General features: G+C 72.6%; 18 protein-coding genes and 1 pseudogene. 7 read left to right on the top strand and 12 right to left on the bottom strand.

Annotated features, from left to right (window positions below; all coding sequences use genetic code 11):
• The coding region (locus ACWGIU_RS10020) for an NAD(P)-binding domain-containing protein (protein ID WP_453704174.1) at nucleotides 1-252 on the bottom strand (252 nt) is incomplete at its 3' end.
• Between the two features lie 97 nt (nucleotides 253-349).
• On the opposite strand from ACWGIU_RS10020, the gene ACWGIU_RS10015 reads away from it, so the two are divergent.
• Complete coding sequence (locus ACWGIU_RS10015) at nucleotides 350-685, top strand: winged helix-turn-helix transcriptional regulator (protein WP_453704173.1); 336 nt, start codon at nucleotides 350-352, stop codon at nucleotides 683-685.
• Nucleotides 686-751: 66 nt separating this feature from the next.
• Here ACWGIU_RS10015 and ACWGIU_RS10010 read toward each other — a convergent pair whose 3' ends face one another.
• Together ACWGIU_RS10010 and ACWGIU_RS10005 are read right to left on the bottom strand one after the other, a co-directional pair.
• A complete protein-coding gene (locus tag ACWGIU_RS10010) occupies nucleotides 752-1,474 on the bottom strand; it encodes a hypothetical protein (RefSeq protein WP_453704171.1) in 723 nt (240 codons plus the stop codon).
• A 13-nt stretch (nucleotides 1,475-1,487) separates the two neighbouring features.
• A complete protein-coding gene (locus tag ACWGIU_RS10005) occupies nucleotides 1,488-2,207 on the bottom strand; it encodes a carbon-nitrogen hydrolase family protein (RefSeq protein ID WP_453704169.1) in 720 nt (239 codons plus the stop codon).
• A 64-nt stretch (nucleotides 2,208-2,271) separates the two neighbouring features.
• On the opposite strand from ACWGIU_RS10005, the gene ACWGIU_RS10000 reads away from it, so the two are divergent.
• Nucleotides 2,272-2,418, top strand: a complete 147-nt coding sequence (locus tag ACWGIU_RS10000) for a hypothetical protein (protein ID WP_453704168.1) — start codon at nucleotides 2,272-2,274, stop codon at nucleotides 2,416-2,418.
• Between the two features lies 1 nt (nucleotide 2,419).
• On the opposite strand, the gene ACWGIU_RS09995 is transcribed toward ACWGIU_RS10000, so the two are convergent.
• Entirely contained in the window at nucleotides 2,420-2,998 is a 579-nt protein-coding gene (locus tag ACWGIU_RS09995) for a TetR/AcrR family transcriptional regulator (protein ID WP_453704166.1), read from the bottom strand.
• A gap of 168 nt (nucleotides 2,999-3,166) precedes the next feature.
• Here ACWGIU_RS09995 and ACWGIU_RS09990 point away from each other — a divergent pair, with 168 nt between their 5' ends.
• On the top strand, nucleotides 3,167-5,629 hold the full coding sequence (locus tag ACWGIU_RS09990) for a glycoside hydrolase family 3 C-terminal domain-containing protein (RefSeq protein ID WP_453704164.1): 2,463 nt from the start codon (nucleotides 3,167-3,169) through the stop codon (nucleotides 5,627-5,629).
• A 111-nt stretch (nucleotides 5,630-5,740) separates the two neighbouring features.
• Here the strand turns inward: ACWGIU_RS09990 and ACWGIU_RS09985 are convergent, their stop codons facing one another.
• Nucleotides 5,741-6,640, bottom strand: coding sequence for an SGNH/GDSL hydrolase family protein (locus ACWGIU_RS09985; protein ID WP_453704162.1), 900 nt, complete (start codon nucleotides 6,638-6,640; stop codon nucleotides 5,741-5,743).
• Between the two features lie 249 nt (nucleotides 6,641-6,889).
• Here ACWGIU_RS09985 and ACWGIU_RS09980 point away from each other — a divergent pair, with 249 nt between their 5' ends.
• Nucleotides 6,890-7,384, top strand: a complete 495-nt coding sequence (locus ACWGIU_RS09980) for a DUF3145 domain-containing protein (protein ID WP_453704160.1) — start codon at nucleotides 6,890-6,892, stop codon at nucleotides 7,382-7,384.
• Nucleotides 7,385-7,452: 68 nt separating this feature from the next.
• Here ACWGIU_RS09980 and ACWGIU_RS09975 read toward each other — a convergent pair whose 3' ends face one another.
• The 5 genes from ACWGIU_RS09975 to ACWGIU_RS09955 all read right to left on the bottom strand — a co-directional run bounded on the left by ACWGIU_RS09975 (nucleotide 7,453) and on the right by ACWGIU_RS09955 (nucleotide 12,364).
• Complete coding sequence (locus ACWGIU_RS09975; RefSeq protein ID WP_453704158.1) at nucleotides 7,453-8,730, bottom strand: beta-ketoacyl-[acyl-carrier-protein] synthase family protein; 1,278 nt, start codon at nucleotides 8,728-8,730, stop codon at nucleotides 7,453-7,455.
• A 79-nt stretch (nucleotides 8,731-8,809) separates the two neighbouring features.
• Nucleotides 8,810-9,058 (bottom strand): acyl carrier protein, encoded by a 249-nt coding sequence (locus ACWGIU_RS09970; RefSeq protein WP_453704156.1) that lies wholly within the window; start codon nucleotides 9,056-9,058, stop codon nucleotides 8,810-8,812.
• A gap of 57 nt (nucleotides 9,059-9,115) precedes the next feature.
• Nucleotides 9,116-10,120 (bottom strand): beta-ketoacyl-ACP synthase 3, encoded by a 1,005-nt coding sequence (locus ACWGIU_RS09965; RefSeq protein ID WP_453704154.1) that lies wholly within the window; start codon nucleotides 10,118-10,120, stop codon nucleotides 9,116-9,118.
• Nucleotides 10,121-10,139: 19 nt separating this feature from the next.
• Complete coding sequence (locus tag ACWGIU_RS09960; protein ID WP_453704152.1) at nucleotides 10,140-11,063, bottom strand: ACP S-malonyltransferase; 924 nt, start codon at nucleotides 11,061-11,063, stop codon at nucleotides 10,140-10,142.
• An 83-nt stretch (nucleotides 11,064-11,146) separates the two neighbouring features.
• Nucleotides 11,147-12,364, bottom strand: coding sequence for a PucR family transcriptional regulator (locus ACWGIU_RS09955; RefSeq protein ID WP_453704150.1), 1,218 nt, complete (start codon nucleotides 12,362-12,364; stop codon nucleotides 11,147-11,149).
• A gap of 92 nt (nucleotides 12,365-12,456) precedes the next feature.
• Between ACWGIU_RS09955 and ACWGIU_RS09950 the strand changes: the two genes are divergently transcribed.
• Nucleotides 12,457-13,131, top strand: a complete 675-nt coding sequence (locus tag ACWGIU_RS09950) for a pirin family protein (protein WP_453704148.1) — start codon at nucleotides 12,457-12,459, stop codon at nucleotides 13,129-13,131.
• A gap of 34 nt (nucleotides 13,132-13,165) precedes the next feature.
• Here ACWGIU_RS09950 and ACWGIU_RS09945 read toward each other — a convergent pair whose 3' ends face one another.
• Nucleotides 13,166-13,984 carry a serine hydrolase domain-containing protein gene (locus ACWGIU_RS09945; protein ID WP_453704175.1) on the bottom strand — a complete coding sequence of 273 codons (819 nt, stop codon included), beginning with the start codon at nucleotides 13,982-13,984 and terminating at the stop codon, nucleotides 13,166-13,168.
• A 78-nt stretch (nucleotides 13,985-14,062) separates the two neighbouring features.
• Between ACWGIU_RS09945 and ACWGIU_RS09940 the strand changes: the two genes are divergently transcribed.
• Both ACWGIU_RS09940 and ACWGIU_RS09935 read left to right on the top strand, forming a co-directional pair.
• Nucleotides 14,063-14,461 (top strand): MerR family transcriptional regulator, encoded by a 399-nt coding sequence (locus ACWGIU_RS09940; protein WP_453704146.1) that lies wholly within the window; start codon nucleotides 14,063-14,065, stop codon nucleotides 14,459-14,461.
• Nucleotides 14,458-15,480: an aldo/keto reductase gene (locus tag ACWGIU_RS09935; protein WP_453704144.1), complete on the top strand. Its 1,023-nt coding sequence runs from the start codon at nucleotides 14,458-14,460 to the stop codon at nucleotides 15,478-15,480. The genes ACWGIU_RS09940 and ACWGIU_RS09935 overlap by 4 nt, the downstream gene beginning before the upstream one ends.
• Before the next feature lie 15 nt (nucleotides 15,481-15,495).
• Here the strand turns inward: ACWGIU_RS09935 and ACWGIU_RS09930 are convergent.
• Nucleotides 15,496-15,699 (bottom strand): annotated as a pseudogene (locus tag ACWGIU_RS09930) (DUF4429 domain-containing protein); the annotation flags it as partial.

Raw genomic sequence — 15,699 nt, 5'->3', positions numbered from 1 at the left:
CTCCAGGGTCGAGCCGACGCTCACGTCGTCCAGCAGACAGACCACGACCAGCGCGCTCGCGGCGACCGCGTCGGCCGCGCTCGCCGCGACGGCGGCCCCTTCGGCGGCCAGTGCCCCGGCCTTGGCGGGGGTGCGGTTCCAGACGGTCAGGGGATGCCCGGCGGCGAGCCAGGTGCGGGCGATGGCGGTGCCCATGTCGCCGAGGCCGAGGAGGGTGAGGGAGTGCTGCGCTGCGGTGTGGGTGTCGGTCATGACGTTTAGCCTGTCGGCAGGCGCCGGAGCGCTCAAGTACGCACTTTGGAGTGGGTGGTTACCCCAAGGTGAGCGAGCAGGTGGGGGAGGGTGCGCGATGGCGGTGACACGAAGGCCCGGTGCGGATCACTGCGGGATCGCCGCGGCGATGTCCGTGATCGACGGAAAGTGGAAAGTGTCGCTCCTGTGGGAGCTGGATCAGCGCCCGCGCCGGTTCGGTGAACTGCGCAGGCTCGTCCCCGGTGTCTCCGAGAAGGTGCTCGCCGCCCAGCTGCGCGAGCTGGAGAGCGACGGCATCGTGCACCGCGAGGTGTACGAGGAGGTCCCACCGCGCGTCGAGTACTCCCTGACCCCCCTGGGCCAGGACCTGAACGCGGCCCTGGAGCCCCTGGGGAGGTGGGGCAGCAAGCACCTGCTGCCCGACACCGCGTGAGGCCCCAGGCCGTCTCTTCCGGATCGTGCCGGGCGGGCCGGGCCCGGCAGGATCCGGAGAGACGGCTCAGGCGCGCGGCTCCACCCACAGCGCCTCGCCGACGGCGCACAGGTCGCCGTCGGCCGTGGCCAGGGCCGTGCCCACGGTGTACTTGCGGCCCGAGGACGACAGCATCCAGGCGTACGAGACGAGCCCCTCGCCCACCGGCACCGGCCGCAGCAGCCGCGCGCCGAGCGCGGCGGTGACCGCCCCGGCCCGGCGGCCGTCGAGCAGCCGCCCGGCCGCGTTCCCGGGGCAGTCCAGCGCGCCCCACACCAGCTCGGGCGGCAGCAGCCCGTCGGAGCCCCCGAGTTCGGGCGCGGGCGTCCAGGCGGCGGCGACCAGCTCGCGGCCCGGCACCGTACCGCAGTGCAGGCGCAGCCCGGTGGCGGGCGTCCGCTCCAGGCCGCAGCCGAAGCAGTCGGCCTGACCGTCCGGCGGGTCCGCCCGGAAGGCCTCCGCCGCCGCCACCGCCTGGCCCCAGGAGGGGGTTTCGGGGCAGTGCGCGGCGGGCGTCCCGACCGGGGTGGCCACGGCCAGCAGCAGCTCGCCGTCCGTCAGCTCGCAGCCGCCGTCCGCGGTCGTGGCGAGCCGTACCGGTGCCCCGGTCGGCACGGGCCGCCGGAAGTCCACCCGTATGTCCTTCGCGGCGGCCCGGGCGGCCAGTACGCCCGCCACGTAGCCGCCGAAGGCCACCCCCGGATATCCGTGGAGGCGTTCCGGAACCGTGATCGTCTCGAAGTCGCTCATGGCGCCCACCTCATCACACCGCGGCCGTCGCGACCGAGGCCGTCACCACCGAGGGCGTGCGGTCGTCCGCCTCCGCCAGCAGGGCGCCGCCGGGGGCCCACACGGCCGAGCGGCCGCAGCCGGTCCACCGGCCGGCCGGGCCGACGTGGTTGGCGAGGACCACGTACAGGCCGTGCTCCCGCGCGATCCCGGGGTACACGGTGGCGCGCTCCTGGATCCCCTCGCCCGTCCCGTACAGGGAGCTCGCCAGGTGCACCCGGCAGCCGTCGGCCGCGCCCCGGCCGGGCAGTTCGGGGAAGTGGTTGTCGAAGCAGATGCCCAGGGAGAAGCGGATCCCGCCGAGCTCGAAGCGCCCGTCACCCTCGCCGCGCCCGAAGACCTCCCGCTCGTGCTGGTACAGGTGCTGCTTCACGTACGTCGTCACGTGCGCGCCGTCCGCGTCGTGGACCAGTGTCGCGAGGACGGGGCGCGGACCGCCGGCGGGCAGGGCGACGTTCACCGCGGTGGCGATCCCGGCAGAGCGCAGCGGATCCAGCCGGGGGTCGTCGGCGGCCGTCCACAGGCCCGGGTCGGCGGCCAGCGCGGCGAGCTCGTAACCGGTGAGCCCGAGCTCGGGGAACACCACCAGTTCGGCGCCCTGTTCGCGGGCCGCGCCGGCGAGGTCCGCGGCCCGCGCGACGTTGGCCCGGACATCGGCGGGGGCGCAGGTCAGCTGTGCCGCGGCTATCTTCACGAGGTCAGGATGCCAGCCCGGCGGCGCGGTCGTCCGTACCTTCGCCGGCGGCTCCCGCTTCCCGGTGGCCCTGGCGGCGAAGGACGTGGCCCTGGCCACCGCGCACGCCCCGCTGCCCGGCCTGGGCGCGGCTCGTGCCGCCTCGCGGGCCGCCCGGAACTCGCGGCCCGGGACCTCTGCGCGCTCCGGCCGGCTGATCGGCAAGACGTGACCTACCCCGCGTCCGGACCCCGCAGCAGGGTCAGGAAGGAGCGGAAGGCGGCGGGCATGTCCACCGATTCGGGGGCCAGCAGCCACTGGTACTGGAGGCCGTCCATGACCGCCGTCAGCAGCGGGGCCACCTGCTCGGGGGTGAGGCCGGAGGGGAGCCTGTCGCCGAACTCGGCGCGCAGCACCGCCGCCATCTCCGAGCGGACCTGGGCGTAGCGCTCGGTGAAGAACTCCCGGGCCGGGTGTCCGTCGGTGACGCTCTCGCCCAGCAGCGCCGAGAAGGTCTGCACGATGCCCGGGCGCATGGCGTTGTACTCGACCAGCGAGTCCAGCAGGTCGAGGCGCCAGGTGTCGGCCCCGGAGCGCGAGCCGCCGCCCGTGTCCCAGCGGTCGCGTTCCTCCAGCACCGCGACCAGCAGGGCCTCCTTGGTCGGGAAGTGGTGCAACAGGCCCTGCTGGGTCAGGCCCACGCGTTCGGCGACGGTGGCCAGGGACGCGCCCCGGTAGCCGCGCTCCGCGATGACCTCGACGGCCGCGCGGACGATCTCCCCGCGGCGCTCCTCGCTCCTCGCCCTGACCATCGGCCCGACACCCTTCCCGTTCACGCGCTGCGCCCTGCCCGTAGGACCGTACGGGATCCGAATATCACGAACACATCACGAATCCTACCGTTCAACAGGTATCAGGTCCACGATGGGGGGCACCGCACCCCGCACCCACCGCACCGCACTCAACGAGGAGGCACGGCCGTGACCGATGCCGATCAGGTCCGCGATCGGGTCCGCGATCAGGTCCGCGACGACGCCGTCGAGGCGGCGCTGGGCAAACTGGACCTCGACACCAAGGCCCGGCTGCTGGCCGGCCAGGACATGTGGTCCCTGCCCGGCGTCCCCGCGATCGGGCTGGAGTCCCTGGTCTTCTCCGACGGGCCCGTCGGGGTCCGCGGCGTCCGCTGGACCGCCGACGACCCGTCCGTCGCCCTGCCGTCCCCGACCGCGCTCGCCGCCGCCTGGGACCCCGAGCTCGCCCGCCGCGCCGGCCGGCTCCTCGCCCAGGAGGCCCGCCGCAAGGGCGTGCACGTCCTCCTCGCGCCCACCGTCAACCTGCACCGCTCCCCCCTCGGCGGCCGGCACTTCGAGTGCTACTCCGAGGACCCGTACCTCACCGGCGCCGTCGGAGCGGGCTATGTGAACGGCGTCCAGGACGGCGGGGTCGGCACCACCGTCAAGCACTTCGTCGGCAACGACGCCGAGACCGACCGGTTCACCGTCGACAGCGTCATCGCCCCGCGCCCGCTGCGCGAGCTGTACCTGGCGCCCTTCGAGGCCATCGTCGCCAACGCCCACCCCTGGGGCATCATGACCGCCTACAACCGGGTCAACGGCACGACCATGACCGAGCACCGGTACCTGGTGAACGAGGTGCTGCGCGCCGAATGGGGCTTCGACGGCTGCAACGTCTCCGACTGGATGGCCGCCCGCTCCACCACCGGCGCCGTCCTGGGCGGCATGGACGTGGCCATGCCCGGCCCCACCACCGTCTACGGCCCCGCCCTCGCCGAGGCCGTCCGCGCCGGCGAGGTCCCCGAGCCCGCCGTGGACGAGGCCGTGCGCAACGTCCTGCGCCTCGCCGCCCGCGTCGGCGTCCTGGAGGGTGCCCCCGCCGTCGTGGAGGGCGCTCCGGCCCCGATCGACGGCCAGGCGCTGGCCCGCGAACTCGCCGCCCGAGGCTTCGTCCTGGTCCGCAACGAGGGGGCGCTGCCGCTCGACGCGGCCGCCGGCGGAACGGTCGCCCTCTCGGGCGCGGCCGCCCGCGACGCCCGCGTCCTCGGCGGCGGCAGCGCCACCGTCTTCCCCGAACGGCTGATCGCCCCGCTCGACGGCCTCACCGCCGCCCTCCCCGAGGGCGCACTGACCTACAGCGTCGGCGCCGACCCCTCCGACGAGCTCACCCCCGCCGGTCAGGGATTCGAGCTGCACGCCGTCTGCCGCGACGCTTCCGGGACCGTCCTCGGCGAAGGCGGCCTGCCCTCCGGTCAGGTCCAGTGGATCGGCGACGACCTGCCCGCGGGGGTCACGTACGAGACCATGGCGAGCGTCGAGGTCCGCGGTACGTTCGTGCCGCGCGAGAGCGGCGAGCACGCCTTCGGCACCCGCGGACTCGGCGCCTTCGCCCTGGCCGTCGGTGGCGAGGCCCTGTGGAGCGGCGTCCAGGAGATGGGCGACGAGGCCGACCCCTTCGAGGCCTTCTTCGGAGCCCCCGCCGAGCGGGCCCGCCTCACCCTCGCCGAGGGCGAGCCCGTCGAGGTGTCCCTGACCTTCCAGGTCCCCGACATGTCCACACTGCCGCTCAGGGCGATCATGTTCTCGCTGCTCCACCTCGCCCCCCGGCGCGACGCCGACGAGCTGATCGCCGAGGCCGTGGCCGCCGCGCGCGAGGCCGACACCGCGGTCGTGGTCGTCGCCACCACCGAGCGCGTGGAGTCCGAGGGTTTCGACCGCCGGGACCTCACCCTCCCGGGCCGCCAGGACGACCTGGTGCGCGCCGTCGCCGCGGTCAACCCGAACACGGTGGTCGTCGTCAACGCGGGCTCGCCGGTGGAACTCCCGTGGCGCGAGGACGTGGCCGCCGTCCTGCTGACCTGGTTCCCCGGGCAGGAGGGCGGGGCCGCCCTGGCCGACGTACTCCTCGGCGACGCGGAGCCGGGCGGGCGGCTGCCCACCACCTGGCCCGCGCGGTTCGCGGACGCGCCCGTCACCGAGGTCGTCCCGACCGGCGGACGACTGGAGTACGGCGAGGGGCTCTTCATCGGCTACCGGGCGTACGAGAAGCACGGCGTGACACCCGCCTACCCCTTCGGGCACGGACTCGGCTACACCGACTGGACGTACGACTCCCTGGAGGTCACCGCCGACACGGTGCGGGTCCGCCTCACCAACACCGGCCCCCGCCCCGGCCGCGAGGTCGTCCAGGTCTACCTGGCGCCCCGGCGGGACGGTGTGGAGCGCCCGGCGAGCTGGCTGGCCGCCTTCGCGGGCGTAGCGGCGGGTGCCGGCGAGAGTGTCGAGACCGAGATCGCCCTGCCCACCCGGGCCTTCGAGATCTGGGACGAGGAGACCCGCGGCTGGCGGCGGATCGGCGGCACCTACGAGGTCCGCGCGAGCCACTCGCACGGTGACACCCGGCTGACGGCGACGCTCGACATCACGTGACACGCCGTATGGCCGGAAAACACCCCTGAGGGCCGGTCCGGGGGCGGGTCCTGACACCCTCCCCAGCTACCGCTGGGAGGTTCCCCGCCGGACCCTCCGCACGCCGGGGCGTCAACGCGGCGGTTCGGCCGCCGTCACCTGGCGGTGCGCCAGTTCCGCGAGCCGCGCCTGCCCGTCCTTGCCCGGATGGAACCAGTCCCAGCGGCTCAACTGATCCGCCGCGAAGGGGTACTGGAACACCGCTCCGCCGTCGTAGCGGCACAGCGCGTCCTTCGCGCAGACCTCGCGCAGCACCTCGTTGTACTCCACCACCCGCGCCCGCACCTCCCCGCGCCGGGCCGTCGCTCCCGTGGCCGCCGACAGCGGATCGGCGAGCATGGACTGACAGATGCCCAGCTTCCAGATCTGCCGCACCATCGGCAGGTCCTTGCCCTGCTCCCACAGCCGCTGCAGGTCCGGCACGCTGGAGACGTACACCTGGGAGGCGGGGGAGGCGGCCCGCAGGTCCGCGATCGCCTTCTCGAATCCGGACCGGAACTCCGCCACCGGGGTCATCGACGAAGCCGTGGGCCGGCAGGCGTCGTTCGAGCCCACCATGACCGTGACCAGGTCGGGCTTGTGCGCGGCGGCCGCGGCCAGCTGGGCCGGCAGGTCCGCCATGCGCGAGCCGGTCACCGCGTAGTTCCAGCTCCGTGCGGGCGCCTCGGCGTCCCCGAGCAGCCGGGCGGCGAGGGAGCGGACCGCCGGGTCGTTCCCGGTCGCCCAGGAGACCTCCGGGCAGTCGGCCAGCACCGAACAGGCGTCGAACCCCCGTGTGATGGAGTCGCCGACGGCGGCGATCGAGGTGGGTGCCGTGTTCCAGCGCGGTGCGCTCTGCGCCCCGCGTTCGCCGCCCTGCCCGCCCGACCCGCCCGAGCTGCACCCGGTGGCCGCCCCGGCCAGCAGGGCGACCGCCGCGCCCGCGCCCGCGAGCGTCCGGCGCGCGCGGCGGCGCGGAACGGTGGTGCGCATGGGAAGGGCCCCTCTTTGTCGTCCCCTCATCCTTCGGGGGGTCCTGCTGAGTGAAAGCTCTGTGTTTACGGGTCTTGGAGCGACCGTACGTCACACCTTGACCCCCGGCGCACGGTAGCTTTTTCCCGTGGCGTTTCGGCCGCAGGTCCCGTAGCGCAATGTCAAATAATTTCCGTTACATTACATCACGTCACATACTGTCCGTTTTCTGGAGTTTATTCCCGACCTCGTCCCACCCTGGAGGTCCCGGTGACGACACGTGGAGTTCTGTACGTGCATTCCGCACCGCGCGCGCTCTGCCCGCATGTGGAATGGGCTGTTGCGGGCGTGCTCGGGGTGCGGGTGAACCTCGACTGGATCAGACAGCCCGCCTCCCCGAGTACCTGGAGAGCCGAGTTCTCCTGGCATGCCGAAGCGGGCACCGCCTCGAAACTCGCCTCCGCGCTGCGCGGCTGGCACCTGCTGCGCTTCGAGGTGACCGCGGAACCCTGCCCGACCGCCGAGGGCGAGCGCTACAGCTCCACCCCGGAACTCGGCATCTTCCACGCCGTCACCGGTATGCACGGCGACATCCTGATCCCGGAGGACCGGCTGCGCGCCGCCCTCGCCCGGTCCGCACGCGGCGAGACCGACCTGGAGGCGGAGATCGCCAAGCTGCTCGGCAAGCCGTGGGACGACGAGCTGGAGCCCTTCCGCTACGCGGGCGAGGGCGCCCCGGTCCGCTGGCTCCACCAGGTGGTCTGAGCTCGCGGCGGATACGCGCAAGGCCCACCCGGATTCACCGGGTGGGCCCTTCGCGTGGCTCGGACCTACTAGACCGTGCGGAATGCCAGGGTCACGTTGTGGCCGCCGAAGCCGAAGGAGTTGTTGATCGCGGAGATCGGGCCGTCGGCCGGCAGCTTGCGCGGCTCGCCGACGACGATGTCCGCGTCGATGTCCTCATCGAGCTCGTCGACGTTGATCGTCGGCGGGGCCAGCCGGTTGTACAGCGCCAGCACGGTCGCGACGGTCTCGATACCGCCCGCGCCGCCCAGCAGATGACCCGTCATCGACTTGGTCGCGGAGATCGCGATGTGGTCGAGGTCGTCGCCCAGCACCTTGCGCAGGGCCTTCAGCTCCGCCGTGTCACCCTGCGGGGTCGACGTGGCGTGCGCGTTCAGGTGGACCAGCTCGGCCGGGTCGAGACCCGTGTTGTCGAGCAGGTTCTGCACCGCGGCCGCGACACCGCGGCCGGTGGGCTCCGGCTGCGCGATGTGGTGGCTGTCCGCGGACAGGCCCTGGCCCAGTACCTCGCAGTAGACCCGGGCACCGCGCGCGGCGGCGTGCTCGGCGGACTCCAGGACGACGACGCCCGCGCCCTCGCCCAGTACGAAGCCGTCACGGGCCTTGTCGTACGGACGGGAGGCCTGCTCGGGGTTCTCGTTGTTCTTGGACATCGCCATCATGTTGGCGAACGCGGCGATCGGCAGCGGGTGGATCGCCGCCTCGGTGCCGCCCGCGACGACCACGTCGGCGCGGCCGGTGCGGATCATCTCGACGGCGTAGCCGATGGCCTCGGCGCCGGACGCGCAGGCGCTGACCGGAGTGTGCACGCCCGCCTGGGCGTTGACCTCCAGGCCGACGTTGGCCGACGGGCCGTTCGGCATGAGCATGGGGACGGTGTGCGGGGAGACCCGGCGCACGCCCTTGTCCTTCAGGACGTCGTACTGGTCGAGCAGGGTGGTGACACCGCCGATGCCGGAGGCGATCACGGTGCCCAGACGCTCGGGCGCGATGAAGGCGCCCTCTTCCGTCTCTTCGCCGGCCGGGGTGGTGTAGCCGGCGTCGGCCCACGCCTCACGTGCCGCGATGACGGCGAACTGCGCCGAGCGGTCCAGCTTGCGGGCCAGCGGCCGGGGCAGGACCTCACTCGGGTCCACGGCGGCCCGAGCGGCGATGCGTACCGGGAGTTCGGCGAAGCGCTCGCCCTCCAGGGGCTTGACGCCGGAACGGCCGGCAAGCAGACCTTCCCAGGTCGAAGCGCTGTCGCCACCCAGCGGAGTGGTTGCGCCGATACCGGTGACGACCACGGTGCGATTGGTCGGGCTCACAGGAATTCTTTCTCCACGTCTCAGGGGGTGCTGAATTGTCACGGCGCCACCGCCAGGTGGCGACAAACGCTCGTCAGGCTCAGGCCTGGTGCTTCAGGATGTAGTCAGCGGCGTCGCCGACCGTCTTGAGGTTCTTGACGTCCTCGTCCGGGATCTTGACGTCGAAGCGCTCTTCGGCGGCGACGACGACCTCGACCATGGACAGCGAGTCGACGTCCAGGTCGTCCGTGAAGGACTTGCCGAACTCGACGTCCTCGACGGGGATGCCGGCGATCTCGTTGACGATGTCCGCGAGACCGGCGACGATCTCGTCCTGCGTGGCGGCCATGTGGCGCTCCTTCTCTAGCTAACTGGGGTGGAACAGGGTGGGATGTGGATCCCGGCCCTAGGGGAGGGTAACGACCGTCGCGGCGTAGACGAGTCCCGCCCCGAAGCCGATGACGAGCGCGGTGTCGCCGCTCTTCGCCGCTCCGGTCGCCAGGAGCCGCTCCATAGCGAGCGGAATCGAGGCGGCCGAGGTGTTGCCGGTGGTCTCCACGTCACGGGCGACCGTGACGTGCTCCGGCAGCTTCAGAGTCTTCACCATCGAGTCGATGATCCGCATGTTCGCCTGGTGCGGAATGAAGACGTCCAGGTCGTCCGGGGTGATCCCGGCGGCGTCGAGCGCCTGCTGGGCCACCTTGGCCATCTCGAAGACGGCCCAGCGGAAGACCGCCTGACCCTCCTGGGTGATGGCCGGGAACTTCTCGCCGCCGTCCTTGCCGAGGTACTCGTCCCACGGCACGGTCTGCTTGATCGTCTCGGACTTGTCGCCCTCCGAACCCCACACCGTGGGGCCGATGGCCGGCTCGTCCGAGGGACCGACGATCACGGCGCCGGCACCGTCACCGAACAGGAAGGCCGTCGCGCGGTCCTCCAGGTCGGTCAGGTCCGAGAGCCGCTCCACGCCGATGACGAGGACGTACTCGGCGGAGCCTTCCACCACCAGACCCTTGGCCAGGGTCAGGCCGTAGCCGAAACCGGCACAGCCCGCGGAGATGTCGAAGGCCGCGGGCTTGCCCGCGCCGATCCGGTGCGCGATCTCGGTCGCGACGGCCGGGGTCTGCTTGAAGTGCGAGACCGTCGAGACGATCACGGCACCGATCTGCTCCGGGGCGACGCCGGCGTCGGCCAGCGCCTTCCCCGAGGCCTCCACCGACATCGCGGCGACGGTCTCCTGCGGCGAGGCCCAGTGCCGGGTCGCGATGCCGGAGCGGGAACGGATCCACTCGTCGGACGAGTCGATGGTCTCGAGGATGACCTCGTTGGGCACCACACGCGTCGGGCGGTAGCCGCCGACACCGAGGATGCGGGCGTAAGGGGAGCCCTTGGCCGGCTTGATCTTGGACATGCTGTGTGGGCTCCTACTCTCAGGCCGTCAGTTCGGCGATGAGCGCCGCGGCCTTGTCGAGGTCGTCCGGGGTCTTCAGACCCACGCTCGGTACGCCCTTCAGCGCGCGCTTGGCCAGACCCGTCAGGGTGCCACCGGGGCAGAGCTCGATGATTCCCGTGACGCCCAGCTCGGCGAACGTCTCCATGCACAGGTCCCAGCGGACCGGATTGGCGACCTGACCGACCAGGCGGGCGACGACGTCGGCGCCCGTGGTGACGACAAGGCCGTCCTTGTTGGAGACGTACTTCAGCGCCGGGTCCGCCGGGGTGAGGGCCTCGGCGGCCTTCTCCAGCGTGGCGACCGCGGGGGCCATGTGGTGCGTGTGGAAGGCGCCCGCGACCTTGAGGGCGACGACCTTCATGGAGCCTTCGGGCTTGTCGGCCTCAAGAGCGGCGATCTGCTCCATCGTGCCGGCGGCCACGATCTGTCCCGCGCCGTTGATGTTGGCGGGCGTCAGACCCAGCTTCTCCAGATGTGCGACGACCACGTCACGGTCGCCGCCGAGGACCGCGGCCATGCCGGTCTCGGTGACGGCGGCGGCCTCGGCCATGCCCAGACCGCGGGTCCGGACGAACGACAGCGCGTCGGCCTCGGACAGCACGCCGGCGTAGGCGGCGGCGGTGATCTCGCCGACGCTGTGGCCGGCGACGGCGCCGAAGACGGCCGGGGAACCGAGCGCGGACGCGGACAGCAGACCCGCGGCCACCAGCAGGGGCTGGGCCACCGCCGTGTCGCGGATCGCGTCGGCGTCCGCGGTCGTGCCGTAGTGGGCAAGGTCCAGCCCGATGGCGTCCGACCACTCGGCGACGCGGTCAGCGGCGCCGGGAAGTTCGAGCCAGGGAGTCAAGAAGCCGGGCGTCTGAGCGCCTTGGCCGGGAGCGACGAGTACGAGCACCCTCACACTCTCTCTTGTGGATGGTCCCTGCCGCCCGTGGGGACAGGGACGAAGAACCGTCGGGGTAATTGTTGATGTCCGACAAAAGTCTAGGACTGGGGGTCGCCGTCGGCCAGACGCCCCAGAATCAGGGCGATTCGCAGCGTGAACGCCGAGCGGACATCAGAAGGAGACCATCCGGTGACGTCGGTCACACGTCGCAGCCGGTAGCGCACCGTGTTGGGATGCACGAACAGCATGCGCGCCGCCCCTTCCAGGCTGCTCGCCTGTTCCAGGTAGACGCTCAGGGTCTCCAGCAGTGCGGACCCCGCCTCCTCCAGTGGTCTGTAGATCTCCTCCACCAGCTGATCCCTGGCGGCGGGATCGGAGGCGATGGCCCGTTCCGGCAGGAGATCGTCCGCCAGGACCGGCCGAGGGGCATCCTGCCAGGCCGTGCACGCTTTCAGCCCGGCCGCCGCGGCCTGCGCCGACTTTGTCGCGTTCAGCAGGTCGGACACCACCGGTCCGGCGACCACCGGACCCGCCGCGAACGGTCCGATCAGCGACTTCGCCACCTGGATCGGGTTGTCGCTGCCGCCCGCGATGACGACCAGCCGGTCCCCGAGCACACCCGTGAGGACCTGGAGCTTGTGGTGACGGGCCGCGCGCCGGATCGCCTCGACCGTCAGCTCGCTGTCGCCCTCCGGCGCGGTGCCGAGCACCACGCACACGTGCTCGGGGGAGTTCCAGCCCAGCGCCGCCGCCCGGGACAGCGCACCCTCGTCCGCCTCGCCGGACAGCACCGCGTTGACGACGAGGGACTCCAGCCGGGCGTCCCACGCCCCGCGGGCCTCCGCGGCCTGCGCGTACACCTGGGCGGTCGCGAAGGCGATCTCCCGGGCGTACACCAGCAGTGCCTCGCGCAGGATCGACTCGTCGCCCGGGGCCGCCACCTCCTCGATCGCGGCCTCCATGACCTCGATCGTGGTGCGGACCATCTCGACGGTCTGGCGCAGGGTGATCGCCCGGGTCAGCTCGCGCGGAGCCGTCCCGAACACATCGGTGGAGATGGCCTGCGGGGTCTCCGGGTGCCTGAACCACTCCGTGAACGCGGCGATACCGGCCTGGGCGACCAGGCCGATCCAGGACCGGTTCTCGGGCGGCATGGCCCGGTACCACGGCAGGGTCTCGTCCATGCGCGCGATCGCGTTGGCGGCCAGCCGGCCCGCGGACTTCTCCAGTCGGCGGAGCGTCGCGGTGTGCGGATGGGCGGGAGCGGGATGCGCGGCATGTGGGGCGGGCGAATGCTCACGTTCGGGTTGGGACACGTGACAAGACTGCCTTATCGGGACGGGTGCGCGGAGTCCGGTCCCGCCCGCGGCCCGCGCCCCGGCCCCCGGCGGGGTCTACCGTGGCGTCCATGATTGATGTTCGCCCCGGCGCCGACCGGTACGAGGGCGGGGACCCGGCCTCCGGGATCACCACCCGGCACGCCTTCTCCTTCGGCGCCTTCTACGACCCGGACAACCTGCGCTTCGGCCCGGTCCTCGCCTGCAACGAGGAGACCCTCGCACCGGGCGCCGGCTTCGACGAGCACCCGCACAGCCACACCGAGATCGTGACCTGGGTGATCGAGGGCGAACTCACCCACCAGGACAGCACCGGCGAGAAGAGCGTGGTGCGGCCCGGGGACGTACAGCGGCTGAGCGCCGGATCCGGGGCGCGGCACGTGGAGCGCAACGACGGCACCGGGCGGCTGCGCTTCGTGCAGATGTGGCTCGCGCCCCTCACCGCGGGCGGCGAGCCCTCGTACGGGGTCGTCCGGGAGGTGGCCGACGCCGCGCCCTACGAGGTCCTCGCGGCCGGCGCCGTACTGCACGTCCGGCGGCCCGGCGCGGGCGAGCGCGTCGCCGTACCCGCGGCGGACCGGGTGTACCTGCACGTGGTGCGCGGGGACCTGCGCCTGGACGGGGCCGAGCTGGGCCCCGGGGATGCGGTACGCATCACCGCCGAACGGGACCTGGAGGTCGTCGCCGGGTCCCCGGGGGAGCTGCTGATCTGGGAGTTCCCCGACCCGCCGGCTCCGAGTGCCTAGTGCCGTGACCCGGTGAACCTTTCCCGTCACAGCACTAGCGGGAGCGGAGCTCGGCCAGTACCGCGTCGGTGAAGGGGGTCCAGGCCTCTGCCGCCCACGGACCGAAGGCGCGGTCGGTCAGCGCCACGCACGCGGCGCGCGCGTCCGGGTCCACCCACAGGAAGGTGCCGGCCTGGCCGAAGTGGCCGAAGGTGCGCGGCGAGGAGGAAACACCCGTCCAGTGCGGGGACTTGTGGTCGCGGATCTCCAGGCCGAGGCCCCAGTCGTTGGGGGACTGGTGTCCGTAGCCCGGCAGGACGCCCTTGAGCCCGGGGTGGACGACGGAGGTGGCCTCGGCGACCGTACGGACGTCCAGCAGCCGCGGCGCCTGCAGTTCGGCGGCGAACCGCACCAGGTCGGCGACGGTGGAGACGCCGTCCTTGGCGGGGGAGCCCTCCAGGGTGGTCCGCGTCATGCCCAGCGGCTCGAAGACCGCCTGGTGCAGGTACTCCGCGAAGGGGATGCCGGTGGCCTTGGCGATGTGGTCGCCGAGCTCCTCGAAACCGGCGTTCGAGTACAGCCGGCGCTGCCCGGCCGGGGCGGACACCCGGTGCTCGTCGAAGGCCAGGCCACTGGTGTGCGCGAGCAGGTGACGGACCGTCGACCCCTCGGGCCCGGCCGGCTCGTCCAGCTCGATCGCCCCCTCCTCGTACGCGACGAGGGCGGCGTACGCGGTGAGCGGCTTGGTGACCGAGGCCAGGGCGAACCGGTGGTCGAGGGGCCCGTGGGAGCCCGCCAGGCTCCCGTCGGCCCGTACGACGGCCGCCGCGGCGGTCGGCACCGGCCAGGTCTCGATGATCCGCAGGCTTTCCATGCCGTTCCCGGCCTCCACGCTGTCCATGCCGCCGAGCCTACTTGCTTGGAGTGCACTCAAGGGTTTTAGCGTGTGGTCATGAGCCAGAGCCTGACGCAGACGCGGTACACGATCAGCGAGGTCGAGGCCCGGACCGGTCTGACCCAGCACACCCTGCGCTGGTACGAGCGGATCGGCCTGATGCCGCACGTGGACCGCTCCCACTCGGGGCAGCGGCGCTTCACCGACAAGGACCTCGACTGGCTGGCCTTCGTGGGCAAGCTGCGGGCGACGGGGATGTCGGTGGCGGACATGGTGCGGTACGCCGAACTGGTCCGCGAGGGCGGGCACACCATGGACGAACGCCGGGAGCTGCTGGAACGCACGCGCCGCGAGGTGCGCTCGCGCATCACGGAGCTCACGGACGCGCTCGCCGTACTGGATTACAAGATCGATATGTACGCCATGAAAACGGTCTCGGGGAAGGCACAGCAATGACGGAGCACGGCACCACCCTCGAACAGGTCGAGCTCGGCAAGGGCGGCCCGCTGGTCGGCGTCCAGGGCCTCGGCTGCATGGGCATGAGCGAGTTCTACGGCGACACCGACGAGACGGCGGCCCGGGAGACCCTGGACGCGGCGCTGGCCGCCGGGGTCACCCTCTTCGACACCGCCGACGTCTACGGGCGGGGGCGCAACGAAGAGTTCCTGGCACCCTTCGTGGCCGCGCACCGGGACGAGATCACGCTGGCGACGAAGTTCGCGATAGAGCGCACCGACGACCCGCACCACCGGGGCGTCCGCAACGACCGCGCCTACATCCGCGCGGCCGTGGAGGCCAGCCTGCGCCGGCTCGGCGTGGACGTCATCGACCTGTACTACATGCACCGGCGCGACCCGGCCGTGCCCTTCGCCGAGTCGGTCGGCGCCATGGCGGAGCTGGTGAGCGAGGGCAAGGTGCGCCACCTCGGCCTCAGCGAGGTCACCGGAGCGGAGCTGCGCGAGGCGTACGCCGTGCACCCGATCGCGGCGCTCCAGTCGGAGTGGTCGCTCTTCAGCCGGGACGTGGAGCGCAGCGCGGTGGGTGCGGCGGCGGAGCTGGGCGTGGCCCTCGCGGCGTACTCCCCGCTCGGCCGGGGCTTCCTGACCGGGTCCTTCGCCGACGCGTCCGCGGAGCTGTCGCAGGACGACTTCCGGCGCCACCAGCCGCGGTTCAACGGCGCCAACGCGAAGGCCAACGCGGAGCTGCTGGTCCCGGTCCGGGAGATCGCCGCGCAGCGCGGCGTGACCCCGGCGCAGGTCGCCCTGGCCTGGGTGCAGCAGCGGGCGGAGGTGCACGGGCTGACCGTGGTCCCGATCCCCGGCACCCGCAGGCCCGGACGGCTGCGCGAGAACACCGGGGCGACCCGGATCACCCTCACGCAGGCCGAGCTGGACCTGCTGGAGCCGATCGCCGCGCAGGTGGCGGGGGACCGTTACCCGGACATGAGCCTCACCTCGGCGGCACGGGAGGTCTGAGCCGCCGGGCCCCGCTCAGAGCGACTCGGCGGCGAACCGGTCCCGCAGCGCCGCGTACTCCGCGTCCGTGAGCAGCCCCGCCGTGTGCAGCTCGCTCAGGTGGCGCAGCCGGTCGTCGCCGGAGCGGGCCCGCGGCACGGTGGCGACCGGGGTACGGGCGCGCAGGGCGGCCAGCACGGCCGCGGCGAACGGCAGCGACTCGTGCACCGCCCCGTAGCC

This window comes from Streptomyces sp. NPDC054840, assembly GCF_053611065.1.
This window is presented reverse-complemented; position numbering and strand designations above follow the sequence as displayed.